The sequence below is a fragment of the Microbacterium sp. T2.11-28 genome, from assembly GCF_950097975.1.
Lineage (GTDB): Bacteria > Actinomycetota > Actinomycetes > Actinomycetales > Microbacteriaceae > Microbacterium.
The window spans coordinates 79,200-94,043 of sequence record NZ_CATNHF010000028.1 but is presented as its reverse complement, the minus strand read 5'-3'; the positions used below and the strand labels follow the sequence as shown (position 1 = coordinate 94,043).

Annotated in this window: 14 protein-coding genes; 2 read left to right on the top strand and 12 right to left on the bottom strand. The window is 71.8% G+C overall.

The window, feature by feature from the left end:
• The first annotated feature begins 161 nt into the window (after positions 1 to 161).
• On the top strand, positions 162 to 2,060 hold the full coding sequence (locus QQZ13_RS11580) for a prolyl oligopeptidase family serine peptidase (RefSeq protein WP_284529332.1): 1,899 nt from the start codon (positions 162 to 164) through the stop codon (positions 2,058 to 2,060).
• Between the two features lie 9 nt (positions 2,061 to 2,069).
• Here the strand turns inward: QQZ13_RS11580 and hflX are convergent, their stop codons facing one another.
• Positions 2,070 to 3,608, bottom strand: a complete 1,539-nt coding sequence (gene hflX / locus QQZ13_RS11575; protein WP_284529331.1) for a GTPase HflX — start codon at positions 3,606 to 3,608, stop codon at positions 2,070 to 2,072.
• Between the two features lie 92 nt (positions 3,609 to 3,700).
• On the opposite strand from hflX, the gene QQZ13_RS11570 reads away from it, so the two are divergent.
• Positions 3,701 to 4,351 carry a class I SAM-dependent methyltransferase gene (locus QQZ13_RS11570; protein WP_284529330.1) on the top strand — a complete coding sequence of 217 codons (651 nt, stop codon included), beginning with the start codon at positions 3,701 to 3,703 and terminating at the stop codon, positions 4,349 to 4,351.
• A gap of 27 nt (positions 4,352 to 4,378) precedes the next feature.
• Here the strand turns inward: QQZ13_RS11570 and dapF are convergent, their stop codons facing one another.
• From dapF to QQZ13_RS11515, 11 genes are all read right to left on the bottom strand, one after another.
• Entirely contained in the window at positions 4,379 to 5,245 is an 867-nt protein-coding gene (dapF, locus tag QQZ13_RS11565) for a diaminopimelate epimerase (RefSeq protein WP_284529329.1), read from the bottom strand.
• A 34-nt stretch (positions 5,246 to 5,279) separates the two neighbouring features.
• The gene (locus QQZ13_RS11560; protein WP_284529328.1) at positions 5,280 to 5,702 is read right to left on the bottom strand and encodes a GNAT family acetyltransferase; all 423 of its coding nucleotides are present in this window, start codon (positions 5,700 to 5,702) and stop codon (positions 5,280 to 5,282) included.
• Positions 5,699 to 6,631, bottom strand: coding sequence for a tRNA (adenosine(37)-N6)-dimethylallyltransferase MiaA (gene miaA, locus QQZ13_RS11555; RefSeq protein WP_284529326.1), 933 nt, complete (start codon positions 6,629 to 6,631; stop codon positions 5,699 to 5,701). Before miaA ends, QQZ13_RS11560 begins: the two co-directional genes overlap by 4 nt.
• The gene (miaB, locus tag QQZ13_RS11550) at positions 6,628 to 8,181 is read right to left on the bottom strand and encodes a tRNA (N6-isopentenyl adenosine(37)-C2)-methylthiotransferase MiaB (RefSeq protein WP_284529325.1); all 1,554 of its coding nucleotides are present in this window, start codon (positions 8,179 to 8,181) and stop codon (positions 6,628 to 6,630) included. The genes miaA and miaB overlap by 4 nt, the downstream gene beginning before the upstream one ends.
• 67 nt (positions 8,182 to 8,248) lie before the next feature.
• Positions 8,249 to 9,007, bottom strand: a complete 759-nt coding sequence (locus tag QQZ13_RS11545) for a regulatory protein RecX (RefSeq protein ID WP_284529324.1) — start codon at positions 9,005 to 9,007, stop codon at positions 8,249 to 8,251.
• Positions 9,008 to 9,009: 2 nt separating this feature from the next.
• Positions 9,010 to 10,062, bottom strand: coding sequence for a recombinase RecA (recA, locus tag QQZ13_RS11540; protein WP_284529323.1), 1,053 nt, complete (start codon positions 10,060 to 10,062; stop codon positions 9,010 to 9,012).
• A 230-nt stretch (positions 10,063 to 10,292) separates the two neighbouring features.
• Positions 10,293 to 10,514 (bottom strand): DUF3046 domain-containing protein, encoded by a 222-nt coding sequence (locus QQZ13_RS11535; protein WP_284529322.1) that lies wholly within the window; start codon positions 10,512 to 10,514, stop codon positions 10,293 to 10,295.
• A gap of 16 nt (positions 10,515 to 10,530) precedes the next feature.
• On the bottom strand, positions 10,531 to 10,851 hold the full coding sequence (locus tag QQZ13_RS11530) for a helix-turn-helix domain-containing protein (protein WP_284529321.1): 321 nt from the start codon (positions 10,849 to 10,851) through the stop codon (positions 10,531 to 10,533).
• A gap of 147 nt (positions 10,852 to 10,998) precedes the next feature.
• Entirely contained in the window at positions 10,999 to 11,475 is a 477-nt protein-coding gene (locus tag QQZ13_RS11525) for a CinA family protein (protein ID WP_284529594.1), read from the bottom strand.
• Positions 11,476 to 11,555: 80 nt separating this feature from the next.
• A complete protein-coding gene (gene pgsA, locus QQZ13_RS11520) occupies positions 11,556 to 12,131 on the bottom strand; it encodes a CDP-diacylglycerol--glycerol-3-phosphate 3-phosphatidyltransferase (protein ID WP_284529319.1) in 576 nt (191 codons plus the stop codon).
• A gap of 39 nt (positions 12,132 to 12,170) precedes the next feature.
• A complete protein-coding gene (locus QQZ13_RS11515; RefSeq protein ID WP_284529318.1) occupies positions 12,171 to 14,828 on the bottom strand; it encodes a DNA translocase FtsK in 2,658 nt (885 codons plus the stop codon).
• Between the last annotated feature and the right edge of the window lie 16 nt (positions 14,829 to 14,844).

Sequence of the window (14,844 nt, the reverse complement as noted above, 5' to 3'; positions counted from 1 at the left end):
TCGCTCCTGCCCGGAGCCGCACGGGGTGCGGTGGTCCGAGCCGTCCGTCCCCGTGAGGTTCCGGATCGTTGGCACCACTCTAGGACGCGGGAGCACGGCCGCTCGATCTGTGACGCCCTGTTTCACCGTCGCCCGGCACCGCTCGGCGTAGCGTGGGAGACATGGTCGTCACCCTTCCCTACGGATCCTGGCCCTCCCCCCTCTCCGCCTCGGCTGCGGCGGCATCCGCTCCCCGCTTCGAGGGCGCCGCCTTCGTGGGCGACGAGGTCTGGTGGGGCGAGTCGATCGCCGCGGAGGGCGGCCGCACGGCCGTGCGCCGTCGTTCGGGTGCCGGAGAGGTGGCCGATGTGCTCCCCGCTCCGTGGAACGCGCGCTCCCGGGTGCACGAGTACGGCGGCGGCGCGTGGACTGCGGACCCGGGCGGCCGGCTCTTCTTCGTCGAGAAGGCGGACCAGCGCATCTGGGCGCTTCAGCCCGGGGCGGAGCCGGTGCCGCTCACCTCCGACGCCGGCGACGTGCGCTACGGCGGATTGCGCTGGCAGGCGGGCACCCTGCTGGCGGTGCGTGAGGAGCACGCAGAGGCGGGGGGATCCACGCCGCGCCGATCGATCGTCTCGGTGTCGCCGGAGGGCCAGGTCAGGGAACTCGCGGCAGGCAGCGACTTCGTGGCCCAGCCCGCGCTGTCGCCGGACGGCCGCCACCTCGCCTGGATCGCGTGGAACCATCCCGACATGCCCTGGGATCGCACCGAGCTGCGGGTGGGACGGATCGGCGACGGCGCCGTCGCCGAGTGGACCGTCGTCTCGTCGGGCGCCACCGCCGCGCTGCAGCCCGAGTGGGAGGACGAGCGGACGCTGCTCTACGTGGACGACCCCTCGGGCCGCTGGAATGTCTTCCGCGTCACGCTCGGGAGCGACCCGGTGGTCGTCTCCGCGGCGCCCGCGGATACGGGCGGTCCCCTCTGGGTGCTCGGATCCCGCTGGTACGCGCCCGTGGGCGACGGCCGGCTGGTCGCGCTGCGCACGCAGGGTTCGGACGAGGCGGTCGTGCTGGACGCCGACGGCACCGCACACGCCCTGGACGTTCCGGTGCGCAGTCGTGCGCTGATCGAGGACGCGGCACGCGGCCACGTGCTCATCTCCGGGAGCGCCCCGGGCGTGACGGGGATCTGGTCGGTCGACGTGGCGTCGGGCGCGGTCGAGCTCGTGCGTGGGGGCGGCTTCGAGGGCGGGACACACTGGCTTCCCGACGGCCGCGCGGTGACCTTCGCCGGGCCCCACGGCCCGGTGCACGCGTTCGACTTCCCGCCCACCCATCCGGACGCCGTCGCCCCTGACGGCGAGCTCCCCCCGTACCTGGTCTGGGTCCACGGCGGCCCCACGGCACACGTCGGCGGGGTCGCCGACGCGAAGATCGCGTACTTCACCAGTCGCGGTATCGGGGTGCTCGACGTCAACTACGGCGGTTCCACGGGCTACGGCCGGGACTACCGCGAGCGCCTGCGGGGCCAGTGGGGCGTGGTCGACGTCGACGATGTCGTGGCCGCAGCGTCGGGCCTCGTCGCCGAGGGCGGCGCCGATCCCGCCCGCCTCGCGATCGAAGGCGGGTCCGCGGGCGGATGGACGGTGCTGGCCGCGCTGGTGGCCAGCGACGTGTTCGCCGCAGGGGTCTCGCGGTACGGCGTCGGGGACGCGCGCGCCCTCGCCGCCGACACGCACGATTTCGAGGCGCGCTATCTGGACGGGCTCATCGGTCCCCTGCCGGAGGCCGAGGAGCTGTACCTCCAGCGCTCCCCTCTCGGACGCGCCGACCGGTTCCGTGCGCCGCTGCTCCTTCTCCAGGGCGCGGAGGACGCCGTCGTCCCGCCGGCGCAGTCCGAGGCCATCCGCAGTGCCCTCGCCTCCCGCGGCGTGCCCCACGCGTACGTGCTGTACGAGGGCGAGGGGCACGGGTTCCGCCGGGCCGAGACGATCGTGCACGCGCTGGAGACCGAGCTGGCCTTCCTCGGCCGGGTCTTCGGCTTCGAGACCCCCGACGTGCCGGCGATCGACCTCGACTGACCTCTGCGGTCAGGCGAGGGCGTAGGGCGCGAGTTCTGCCGCGAGCCGCGGGTTGACGTGGGCGTGGACCGAGGTGCCGCCCTCCTCGTGCGAGGTCGAGACGATGTGACCCGACTCGTGCACGGCGTTGACGAGGTCGCCGCGGTCGTACGGCACGAGCGCGCGCACCTCCACGGCCGGAAGCGGGAGCGCCGCCTCGATCGCCTCGCGCAGCTCCGCGATCCCCTCGCCCGTCCGCGACGACGCGAACATCGCCTCCGGCTCGAGCCCCCGCAGCACCAGACGCGTGTCGGGGTCGACGAGATCCGCCTTGTTGAAGACGACGATCTCACGCGCCGAGCGCGCGCCGACGTCCGCCATCACATCGCGGACCGTCGCCAGCTGTGCGGCCGGGTCCGGATGCGAGCCGTCCACGACATGGACGATCACGTCGGCGTCGGCGACCTCCTCGAGCGTGGAACGGAACGCCTCCACCAGCTGGTGCGGGAGGTTGCGGACGAATCCGACCGTGTCGGTGAGCGTGTAGACGCGGCCGTCGGCCGCCTGCGCGCGGCGGACCGTGGCGTCCAGCGTGGCGAACAGGGCGTTCTCGACGAGCACGCCGGCGCTGGTCAGCCGGTTGAGCAGGCTGGACTTGCCGGCGTTGGTGTAGCCGGCGATGGCCACCGACGGGATCGTGTGCCGTTTGCGCTCGGCGCGCTTCGCCTCGCGGGCGGGCGCGAAGTCGCGGATCTGACGGCGCAGCTGCGCCATGCGGGTGCGGATGCGGCGGCGGTCGAGTTCGATCTTCGTCTCACCGGGTCCGCGCGATCCCATGCCGGCGCCGCCGGCGCCGACCTGTCCACCGGCCTGACGGGACATCGACTCGCCCCAGCCCCGGAGGCGGGGCAGCAGGTACTCGAGCTGAGCGAGCTCGACCTGCGCCTTGCCCTCCCGGCTCTTGGCGTGCTGGCTGAAGATGTCCAGGATCACCGTGGTGCGGTCGATGACCTTCACCTTCACGACGTCCTCCAGCGCGCGACGCTGGCTGGAAGCGAGCTCGGTGTCGGCGATCACCGTGTCGGCGCCGACCGCGGCGACCAGGTCGCGCAGCTCGGCCGCCTTGCCGCGGCCGATGTAGGTCGCCGGGTCCGGGTGCGGGCGCCGCTGCAGCACACCGTCGAGGACCACCGCGCCGGCGGTCTCGGCGAGCGCGGCGAGTTCCCGGAGGGAGTTCTCGGCGTCCTCGTGCGAGCCCTGCGCGTACACGCCGACGAGCACCACGTTCTCGAGTCGCAGCTGGCGATACTCGACCTCGGTGACGTCCTCGAGCTCGGTCGACAGGCCGGCGACCCGGCGCAGTGCCGCGCGGTCCTCGCGATCCCACTGGTCGCCGTCACCGTCGCCGTAGGCCACGGTCGCGGCGTCCTGGAGGGCCTGCGCCGACCCGAGCGCCTGCCCGGATCCGAAGACGCGCACCCCGGACCGCCCGTCGGCGTGTGCGAGCACGCGATCCACCGGGTCCACCGGCGTCTCGTCGGCGCTCTTCGGGGTGGTGGTGTCCGTCATGTGTTCCTTTCCTGTGGCGACCGCCTGTGGCAGGCGGCCCCCGTGCACTCTAGCCTCCCGCACTGGGAGGTCCTCCGCTACGCTCGAAGGCCATGGCGAGTGATCATTACTTCAGCGCGACCCCCGCCAGTCCCGAGAACCTCCGCCGCATCCGCGTCACGCTGGCCGGGCGCGACGTCGAGGTGACGACGGCGGGAGGGGTCTTCAGCCCGGATCACGTCGACTCGGGCACCGCGGTGCTCCTCGCCAACACGCCGCCCCCGCCGCCCGGTGGTCATCTGCTCGACCTGGGCAGCGGCTGGGGACCGATCGCCCTGTCGTTGGCGATCGAATCGCCTCGGTCCACGGTGTGGGCCGTCGACGTCAACGAGCGTGCTCTGGACCTCGTGCGGCGAAACGCCGACGCACTCGGTCTCCCCAATGTCAACGCCGTCCTGCCCGGGGATGTTCCCGCCGACGTCACCTTCCGCACGATCCGCTCGAACCCGCCGATCCGCGTCGGCAAGAACGAACTGCACGGCCTGCTGGAGCGCTGGATCCCGCGCCTGGACGAGCGCAGCGACGCGTGGCTCGTCGTGCAGCGCAACCTCGGCTCCGACTCCCTGCAGCGCTGGCTCGCCGCCACCCTCGACAAGGGGTACACGGTCACACGGGCCGCGACCGGCCGCGGCTTCCGCGTGCTCAAGGTGCGACGGCACGGGAGCCCGGCCACCGAGGCCATCCCACTGCCGGGCAGCGTCTGAGCGCGCCGGGGCCTCGCGCGCGCCGCGTCAGGCCAGGGCGACCTCTCCGGAGTACACGAGGGTCGCAGGGCCCGACAGGAGGACGTGCTCGCCGTCCTCGTGATGGGTGATGCGCACGCCGAGACGCCCGCCGGGCACGTCGACACGCCAGCGCTCCGGCGCCCGCTCGCCGGCCCACAGCCTCACGGCGAGAGCCGTTGCGGCGACCCCGGTCCCGCACGAGAGCGTCTCGCCGACGCCGCGCTCGAACACGCGCATGGTGACCGCGCCGACGCCGGCTTCGACGAGCGGGTCGGACGGGACGACGAACTCGACGTTCGCCCCGGACGGCGGCTCGGGCGCGAGCAGCGGCTGCACGGTCAGGTCGAGCCCGTCGAGCTCGGCCGTGCTGGAGAGGGCCACGACGACGTGCGGGTTGCCGACGTCGATGCCCTGCCCGGGCCGGGGGACGTCGAGACCGCGTGCCCGGACGGTGACGTCGTCGCCCTCCGGGTGCCACCGGCCGAGGTCGACCTCGAACCCGTCGTCGGAGCGCGTGAGGGTCTTCGTCCCCGCGCGGGTGCCGATGCGCAGCACCCCGCCCTGCGGCAGCTCGGCGAGGCCGCTGTCGACGAGGTAGCGGGCGAAGACGCGGATGCCGTTGCCGCACATCTCGGCAGCTGATCCATCGGCGTTGCGGTAGTCCATGAACCACTCGGCGTCGGGCGTGTCCGCTCCCTCGCGGAGCGCCGAGGAGCGCACGACGCGGAGGATGCCGTCGCCGCCGATGCCGAAGCGCCGGTCGCACAGCGCGGCGACCTGATCGTCGGTGAGGCTCAGCGCGCCGTCGACGTCGGGCACGATGACGAAGTCGTTGCCGGTGCCGTGGCCTTTGGTGAACGCGATCGTGGACACCCCGCAAGTCTAGGCGCGGCTGTCCCGGCCGGCGTCAGTCGGCGATGAGGCGCTTGCCGGTGTTCCAGGTCTCGAAGGGCTCGAACCCGAGCGAGGCGTAGAAGTCGTGCACCTCGACGTTCTCGGTGCGGACCATGAGCTGGACCTTCGGGCATCCCATGTCGATCAGCAGCTCCTCGGCGCGTTCGACGAGGCGGCGGCCGATGCCTTCGCCCCGGCGCGCGGGGCTGCTCGCCAGGTAGTAGAGCCAGCCGCGGTGCCCGTCGTAGCCGGCCATCACGGTGCCCACCAGAGTGGTGCCGTCGACGGCGACCAGGAACAGCTCGGGCTGCACGCGCAGCTTGCGGCTGATGTCCTGGTAGGGGTTGTTCCAGGGGCGGGTCAGCCCGGTCTCCTGCCAGAGCGAGACGACGGGCTCGGTGTCGGCGAGGTCGAACGGCCGGATCTGGAGTGTCATGCGGTCGAGTCTGCCAGGCGCCCGGCGTCGACGTCGGGCGGATGCCACGCCAGGCCCGGATATCTGCGGAACCACGAGACCTGCCGGCGGGCGAAGCGCCGGGTGAGGGCCTGGGTCTGTGCGATCGCCTCGGCCTGCGTGAGCCGGCCGTCGAGCTGCTCGATCGCCTGCGCGTAGCCGATGGCCCTGCCCGCGGTGGGACCGTGCTCGAGCCCCCGGCCCCGCAGGACGCGGACCTCGTCGAGCAGACCCTCCGCCCACATCCGCTCCACACGCCGGTCGAGGCGGTGGACGAGCTCAGCGCGGTCGACGTGTACGCCCAGCACCGTGGTGGGGTGGTGCCAGAGGACCGGCTCGGCCGGCAGCGACGCCCCGTGGGTGGCCTCGCCCTGCGCGATCACCTCGAGGGCGCGCACGATCCGACGGCCGTTGCGCGGATCGATGCGCGCGGCGGTCTCGGGGTCCACCGCCTGCAGCCGCCGGAACAGCGCTTCGGGGCCGGCCGCCCGGAGCTCGCCCTCGAGGGTGGCACGCGCAGCGCCGTCGCGGGGCGGGAAGCGGAAGTCGAAGATCACGCTGGAGACGTACAGCCCGGACCCGCCGACGAGGATCGCATCGCCGCCGCGGGCGAAGACGTCCTCGATCGTCTCTCGCGCGCGCTGCTGGTACCAGGCGACCGCGGCCTCTTCGGTCACGTCGAGTTCGTCGAAGAGGTGATGCGCGATCCCCCGTCGTTCGCGGAGCGGGAGCTTCGCCGTGCCGATGTCCATGCCGCGGTAGAGCTGCATCGCATCCGCGTTGACGATCTCCGCTGCCCGTCCCCGCGCGATCAGCGACGCCGCGAGCCGCAGAGACAGGTCGGTCTTGCCGGTGCCGGTCGCGCCGACGACCGCCCACAGCCGCGGCGCGGACGCGCCGGACGTGCTCACGCCCCCGGGGGACGCAGCGTGGGCAGGCCGAGCGAGACCGCCCGCGGCCCGGTCCCCGCACCCGACGGCGCGGGGACACCGCACGACTCCGCCTGCGCGCGGTCCCACGCATCGCCCGCGCGGGTGCGACGGATGCGCAGCGCAGCGCCATCGGGGCTGTCGGCCAGGAGGTGGAAGGGCGCCGCGTGGGTGATCACCACCGACACCGCATCGCCGGGCCTCGGCACGGGCGAGCCGTCGGGGACCTCGAAGTGCACCAGGCGGTTGTCCTCGGCGCGACCCGTCAGGCGCCGGGTCGCGGCGTCCTTCTTGCCCTCGCCGGTCGAGACCAGCACCTCGACCTCGCGCCCCACCTGCCGCTGGTTCTCCTCGAGCGAGATGCGCTCCTGCAGGGCGACGAGACGCTCGTACCGCTCCTGCACGACGGCCTTGGGCACCTGGTCGGGCATGGTGGCCGCCGGTGTCCCCTCCCGGATGGAGTACTGGAAGGTGAACGCGCTGGCGAAGCGCGCCTTCTCCACCACGCGCATCGTGTCTTCGAAGTCCTCGTCGGTCTCACCCGGGAAGCCGACGATGATGTCGGTGGTGATCGCCGCGTCGGGCATCCGCTCGCGGACGCGGTCGAGGATGCCGAGGAACCGCTCGCTGCGGTAGGAGCGCCGCATCGCCTTGAGGATGCGGTCCGAACCGGACTGCAGCGGCATGTGGAGCTGCGGCATCACGGCGGGGGTCTCGGCCATCGCGTCGATCACGTCGTCGGTGAAGGCGGCGGGATGAGGACTCGTGAAGCGGATCCGCTCGAGGCCGGGGATCTCGCCCGCGGCCCGCAGGAGCTTGCCGAACGCCTGGCGGTCGCCGAACTCGACGCCGTAGCTGTTGACGTTCTGGCCGAGGAGGGTGATCTCGACGGCGCCGTCGTCGACGAGCAGCTTGATCTCGCTCAGGATGTCGCCGGGACGACGATCCTTCTCCTTGCCGCGAAGGCTCGGGACGATGCAGAACGTGCAGGTGTTGTTGCAGCCGACCGAGATGGACACCCAGCCGCTGTGGATGGCGTCGCGCTTGGTGGGAAGTGTGGAGGGGAAGACCTCGAGCGACTCGAGGATCTCGAGCTCGGCGTCGCCGTTGTGCCGCGCCCGCTCGAGCATGCCGGGCAGGGAGCCCATGTTGTGGGTGCCGAACACGACGTCGACCCACGGCGCCTTGTCGAGCACGGCGTCCTTGTCCATCTGCGCGAGGCAGCCGCCGACCGCGATCTGCATGCCCTCGTGACGATCCTTGCGGCTCTTGAGGTGGCCCAGCGTTCCGTACAGCTTCCCGGCGGCGTTGTCGCGCACTGCGCAGGTGTTGATGACGACCACATCGGCTTCGACGCCGGCCTCCGCGCGCACGTATCCGGCGCTCTCCAGGGAACCCGAGAGGCGCTCCGAGTCGTGCACGTTCATCTGGCACCCGAAGGTGCGCACTTCGTAGGTGCGGGCGGTGCCGTCATCGGCCCGCGCCGCGGACGAGGGGGCGATGATCGTCGGTGCAGAGGACGGGGAAGTCATGATGGGACCATTCTACGAGTGACCACGGAAAGCCGTCCCGTGCGCCGCAGAGGTGCGCCGCCCGGCGTCAGTGGAAGCGCACCGAGGACGGGCGCGTCCCCGCCTCGTCGAGCGCCTGCCGCGCAGCGGACATCGCCGTGGCTCCCCCGAATCCTCGACGAGCCAGCTGCCCGTGCAGGCGTCGCAGTGCGGTGTCGCGGTCCAGCGAGCCCATGCTGCGTGCCTTCTGTCGTGCGAAGGCGAGGGCCCGCTCGGCATCGTCGTCGGGGAGCTCGGCCAGCGCCGCGTCGACGACCTCGCGCGGGACGCCGCGCGCGGTGAGCGTCTGAGCGACGGCCTGTCGTCCCTGCGCCTTGCGATCGGTCGCGATGTGCACCAGCTGCTCGGCGAGCCGTGCGTCGTCGAGGTACCCGTGGCCGAGGAACGCATCGACGGTCGCATCGATCTCGTGCTCTTCCAGATCGTGCCCCGCGAGCACGCCGCGCGCCTCCCGCACCGACATCGACCGGGAACGGAGCTTCCGCAGCAGAGCCGTCTCGGCCGATGCACGCAGCTCCGTCCGGTCCGCCTCCTCGTCGACGCCGTCGACGGGCGCCTCTTCGTGCTCGACGAGCCAGCTGCGGTGCCAGCGGTCGGCGCGTTCGTCCTCGTCGCCGCCCGCGCTCGGAATGCTGTGGCTGCCCGGCGTCGCACGGCCGTCCGGCTCCGCGGACCGGGTGGCCGGCTCAGACGATGTCACCGCGTCGATCCGCGTGGCCCCGCCGAACAGCGGGATGACGGGGGCGAGTCCGTCCCCCCGTCGGGACTCGCCCCCGTGGTCCCCCATGATCAGGCTGGCCGCCGGGCCGCGAGCTCGTCGCCCGCCGGCGTCTCGACGGTCTTCGGCTGGCCGATGCCGAGCTTCTGCTTGATCTTGCTCTCGATCTCGGCCGCCACGTCGACGTTCTTGATCAGGAAGTTGCGGGCGTTCTCCTTGCCCTGACCGAGCTGCTCCCCGTCGTACGTGTACCAGGCGCCCGACTTCTTGACGATCGCGTGCTCCACTCCGAAGTCGATGAGGCTGCCCTCGCGGGAGATGCCCACGCCGTACAGGATGTCGAACTCGGCCTGCTTGAACGGCGGAGCCATCTTGTTCTTCACGACCTTGACGCGCGTGCGGTTGCCTACGGCCTCGGTGCCGTCCTTCAGCGTCTCGATGCGGCGGATGTCGAGGCGGACGGAGGCGTAGAACTTGAGCGCCTTTCCACCGGCCGTCGTCTCGGGCGAGCCGAAGAACACGCCGATCTTCTCGCGCAGCTGGTTGATGAAGATCATCGTGGTGTTGGTCTGGTTCAGACCACCGGTCAGCTTTCGCAGCGCCTGCGACATGAGTCGCGCCTGAAGACCGACGTGGGAGTCGCCCATCTCGCCCTCGATCTCGGCCTTCGGCACGAGCGCGGCGACGGAGTCGATGACCACGAGGTCGATGGCGCCGGATCGGACCAGCATGTCGGCGATCTCGAGCGCCTGCTCTCCGGTGTCGGGCTGCGAGACCAGCAGCTGGTCGATGTCGACGCCCAGCTTGTGCGCGTAATCGGGGTCGAGCGCGTGCTCCGCGTCGATGAAGGCGGCGATGCCGCCCGCGCGCTGCACGTTGGCGATCGCGTGGAGGGTCAGGGTCGTCTTACCCGACGACTCCGGCCCGTAGATCTCGATGATGCGGCCACGCGGCAGTCCGCCGACGCCGAGGGCGACGTCGAGGGCGATGGAGCCGGTGGGAATGACCTCGACCGGGGCGCGCTCGTCGCTGCCCAGCCGCATGACCGAGCCCTTCCCGAACTGGCGGTCGATCTGGGCGAGGGCCGATTCGAGGGCCTTCTCGCGGTCTGCGGGTGATGGCATGACGTGCTCCTTCGTGGTCGCGTTTCCGTCGCCTGTAGGCTGTCGCGCTCCCCTCCGACGGAGGGAACGCTGCGACAAGGCGGAGGTGTCTTGATGACGCGGTCCACGCTACGGAGGAGGTCCGACATCGCGTCGGCTCACCTGCGCATCGGAGGACAACGTCTCTGCGATACCTCTTGTGCAGGAGACTACGCGCAATCGAACAGGTGTTCGATGCGACACGCGGAGGATCAGCGGCGCGGCTCGAGCCAGCCGGCGCCGTGACGACGGGAGAGCGGGACGTCGGTCTCGGCGCACAGCGCCAGCCAGACCTCGCGGGTGTCCACGCCGTCCTCGAGCGCCTGCGCGGCCGTCCGGTAGGACAGGGAGCTCAGCGAGAGGTCGCTGACCAGCGCATCGCCTCGCGCGCCGAACTCCGCCGCGACGGCACGGCCGAACTCGCTGCGACGCATCCGGAGCGCAGCCGCCTCAGCGAAGCGACAGCTCGGGCTGGGCGAAGTCCTCGCCCAGCGACGCGAGGTCGTCCGGCACCACGTCGGGGAAGGTCTGCAGACCCTCCAGCACGGAGATGCGGTCGCCCACCTCTCGCATGATGGTGGAGATGGGCACATCGAGCGCGTCGGCCACCGCGGCGAGGATCTCGCTGGAGGCCTCCTTCTGGCCGCGCTCGACCTCGCTCAGGTAGCCGAGGGCCACGCTTGCGCGGCCGGCGACCTGACGGAGGGTCTTGCCCTTCTGAAGACGCATGTCACGAAGGACGTCACCGATCTCTTGACGAACCAGGATCATGTCAGGCCCCCTTCTGTGACGATGAACCGCTGTCTCGGACCGACAACGGTACAGCACTTGGCTGTCACCCTAGACCCCGAGTGCTGGAGAAAGGGTGGGAATCGCTCAGATGTAACCGAGGGGAAACACCCCGTATTCCCTCCCGCGTCAGAGCGCGTCGAAGGCCAGGCGCAGCGCGAGCGTCGTCGCCTCGGTGCGGATCTCGTCCCGGTCGCCCGCGAGCACGAGCGATTCGACACGGGATCCGAGCGGTGTGGACACCGCGAGATGCACCGTTCCGACGGGCTGCCCGTCGGGCGAGACGGGGCCGGCCACGCCGGTGGTGGCGATGCCGACGTCGGCGGCCTCGCCGGCACGCCCGAGCACGCGCCGCGCGCCGTCGGCCATCTGCCGCGCCACCCGGGGATGCACCGGGCCGTGTGCCGCCAGGAGCGTGGCGTCGACGCCCAGGACCGTCTGCTTGACGTCGGTCGCGTATGCGACCACTCCCCCGCGCAGCACCGCCGACGCTCCGGGGACGGCGACCACCGCGGCGGCCACCAGACCGCCGGTGAGCGACTCCGCGACTCCCAGGGTCCAGCCGAGCTCCTTCAGGCGCGCCACGAGCCGCTCGGCGTCGGACAGCCGCGCGTGCGAGACGAGCGTCTCCTCCACGTCGTCGAGGTCGACCGCCTCGCGCGCCGCGCGCGCCTCCCGCCGCGTGGTCACCGCTGCTCCTTCCGATCCGCTCGCGCGCCGCGCAGCTCGGTGATGACGTAGTCGATGCCGCTGGCGACCGTCAGCGCCACCGCGACGGTCATGGCGACGGCGTTGACGACGTGGATCCACTCGCCGACCACGGTCCACAGCGGAAGCAGCGCGAGCGAGAGGGCGACCGCCTGCGCGACGGTCTTGAGCTTGCCCATCCACGCCGCCGCCACCACGTGGTCGCTCGCCACGACGAGGCGGTGCACGGTGATGCCCACCTCGCGCACCAGGACGACGACGGTGATCCACCAGTCCAGCTCGCCCAGGACGGACAGGCACACGAAGGCCGCACCCGTGAGGACCTTGTCCGCGATCGGATCGAGGAGCTTGCCCAGGTCGGTGACGATGTCGTGGCGGCGGGCCAGGTAGCCGTCGATGCCGTCGGTGGCGATCGCCACGATGAACAGGACCGCGGCCCACCACCGGAGGGGTCCGTCGGAGCCGCCGTCTGCCAGGAGCATCCACACGAAGACCGGTGCGCAGAGGATGCGGACGACGGTGATCGCGTTGGGGAGCTGGCGCGGAATCGTCACGACGCCGAGCCTATCCGAGGCGCCGCGCGGGCGACCGCGTCAGTCCCTGCCGGTGAGGCCCCATGCGTCCTCGTCGCCGGAATCGCCGTCCACGACCTCGTAGCCGTCGAACTGCGCGTCCACCGCATCCGCCGAGGCGGACGGGGGCTCCTCGCCCCGGAGGCGGGCCAGCACGCCCGGGAGCTGGTCGGGCGTCACCAGCACGTCGCGGGCCTTCGAGCCCTCGGACGGACCCACGATCTCGCGCGACTCCAGCAGGTCCATGAGGCGACCCGCCTTGGCGAATCCCACGCGCAGCTTGCGCTGGAGCATCGAGGTCGAGCCGAACTGCGTCGAGATGATCTGCTCGGCGGCCGCCAGGAGCAGGTCGAGGTCGTCGCCGATGTCCGCGTCGATCTCCTTCTTCTCGGCGACGGCGGCGACGTCGGAGCGATAGTCCGGCTGCGCCTGCTTCTTGACGTGCGCGACGACCTTCTCGATCTCGCTCTCGGCGACCCAGGCCCCCTGCACGCGCACCGCCTTCGAGGCGCCCATCGGCAGGAAGAGGCCGTCGCCCTGGCCGATCAGCCGGTCGGCGCCGGGCTGATCGAGGATGACGCGGGAGTCGGTGACGCTCGTGACGGCGAAGGCGAGACGCGAGGGCACGTTGGCCTTGATGAGGCCGGTGACCACGTCGACCGACGGCCGCTGGGTCGCGAGGACGAGGTGGATGCCGCTGGCGCGGGCGAGCTGGGTGATGCGGACGATCGAGTCCTCCACGTCGCGCGGCGCCACCATCATGAGGTCGGCCAGCTCGTCGACCACCACCAGCAGGTACGGGTAGGGCTTGAGGACGCGCTCGCTCCCGGCGGGGAGGTCGATCTCCCCGGCCACGACGGCGCGGTTGAAATCGTCGATGTGCCGGAAGCCGAACGATGCGAGGTCGTCGTACCTCATGTCCATCTCCTTCACCACCCACTGCAGCGCCTCCGCGGCCTTCTTGGGGTTGGTGATGATGGGGGTGATGAGGTGGGGGACGCCGGCGTAGGACGTCAGCTCGACCCGTTTGGGGTCGATGAGGACCATCCGCACGTCGCTGGGCTTCGCGCGCATCAGAAGGCTCGTGATCATCGAGTTGACGAAGCTGGACTTTCCGGACCCGGTGGAGCCGGCCACGAGGAGGTGGGGCATCTTGGCGAGGTTCGCGATGACGTAGCCGCCGCCGACGTCCTTGCCGACGCCGATCGTCATCGGGTGGGTCTGCGCGCTCGCGGCCGGCGAGCGCAGCACGTCGCCGAGGGTGACGATCTCGCGATCGGTGTTCGGGATCTCGACGCCGATGGCGCTCTTGCCGGGGATCGGGGCGAGGATGCGGACCTCGTTCGAGGCGACGGCGTAGGCGATGTTGTTGGTGAGTGCGGTGATGCGCTCGACCTTCACCCCCGGTCCGAGCTCGATCTCGTACTGCGTCACCGTCGGCCCGCGGGAGAAGCCCGTCACCCGGGCGTCGACGGAGAACTGCGAGAACACGCCCGTGATGGCGCGCACGACCTGGTCGTTCGCCTCGGAGCGCGCCTTGTGCGGTGTGCCGGCGGCCAGCGCGTCGACGGACGGCAGGCGGTAGGGCGTCGCGGGAGGACGGCCGTCGTGGTCGCCGCCCAGACCCGAGAGCCCCGGCAGCAGCCCGTCGTCGTGGACCTCCTCCGCGTCTTCGCGGATCCCGAGATCGGCGCCCCGCGCCGCACGGCGGGCGCCGGCGACGACACTCGGATCGATGACCTCGGTGGGAGCCTCCGACGGCGGCGGCGGCACCGGCGGAGCGGCGACGGCCTGCTCGAACCCGCCCGCGGGCGAGGCCTCCAGGAGGGCGGTGAGATCGTCGGACCCGAGGTGGCCGTCGACGTCCTCCTCGCGGCCGGACTTGTTGCGCCGCCACCACGGGAGGGCGTCGTCCTTCTCGTCGTCCTTCTCGAACGAGACGGCCGCGCCGTCCGCGGGCGCGGGACGCTCGGCGCGCTCCGCGCCGAACATCCACGCGTACAGATCGCCGAGGCGCTGTCCGATGCGGTTCGGCGGGGTCTTGGTGAGGATGAGCACGCTCAGCACCGCGATCAGCCCGAGGACGATGCTCGCCCCCACGGGGGTGAGGAAGGTGAGGGGCTCGCCGACCATCCAGCCGAACAGGCCCCCGGCCTCGCTGAGGGCCGGCAGTCCCGATCGGGGCTGCGGCCGCGACCCGAGCACATGGCAGAAGCCCGCGACGGCGAGCACGAACAGTCCGAACCCGATGCCGATGCGGCCGTTGTCGTGCACGGACGAGGGATGACGGAACAGCCACCCGGCCAGCAGCAGGAGCAGCACGGGGAGCACGAACGCCTCGCGTCCGACGAGCGCGCCCACCGTGTACGCGCTGATCGTCGTGCCGACGTCGGTGCCGATGAGGAACCACTCCACGACGGCGCCGGCGATCGCCAGCAGCACGAGCAGGAACGGGAACCCGTCGCGACGCTGATCCTTCTCGAGGGTCTCGGGCCCGAAGGCGCGGAACACGCCGCCGGTGGCGTGCGCGAGGCCCATCCAGGCGCGCACCAGCGCCGAGGGGCGATCCGGCTCGTCGACGTAGCGCTTGGGCGCCGGCGCCGGCTTCTTGGCGCGCGACGACCCGGAGCTCTTCGCGGGCGTGCGCGGGCTCGTGGTCGGGTTCGTGCTCCTGGCCATTCCCCCACGGTACGTC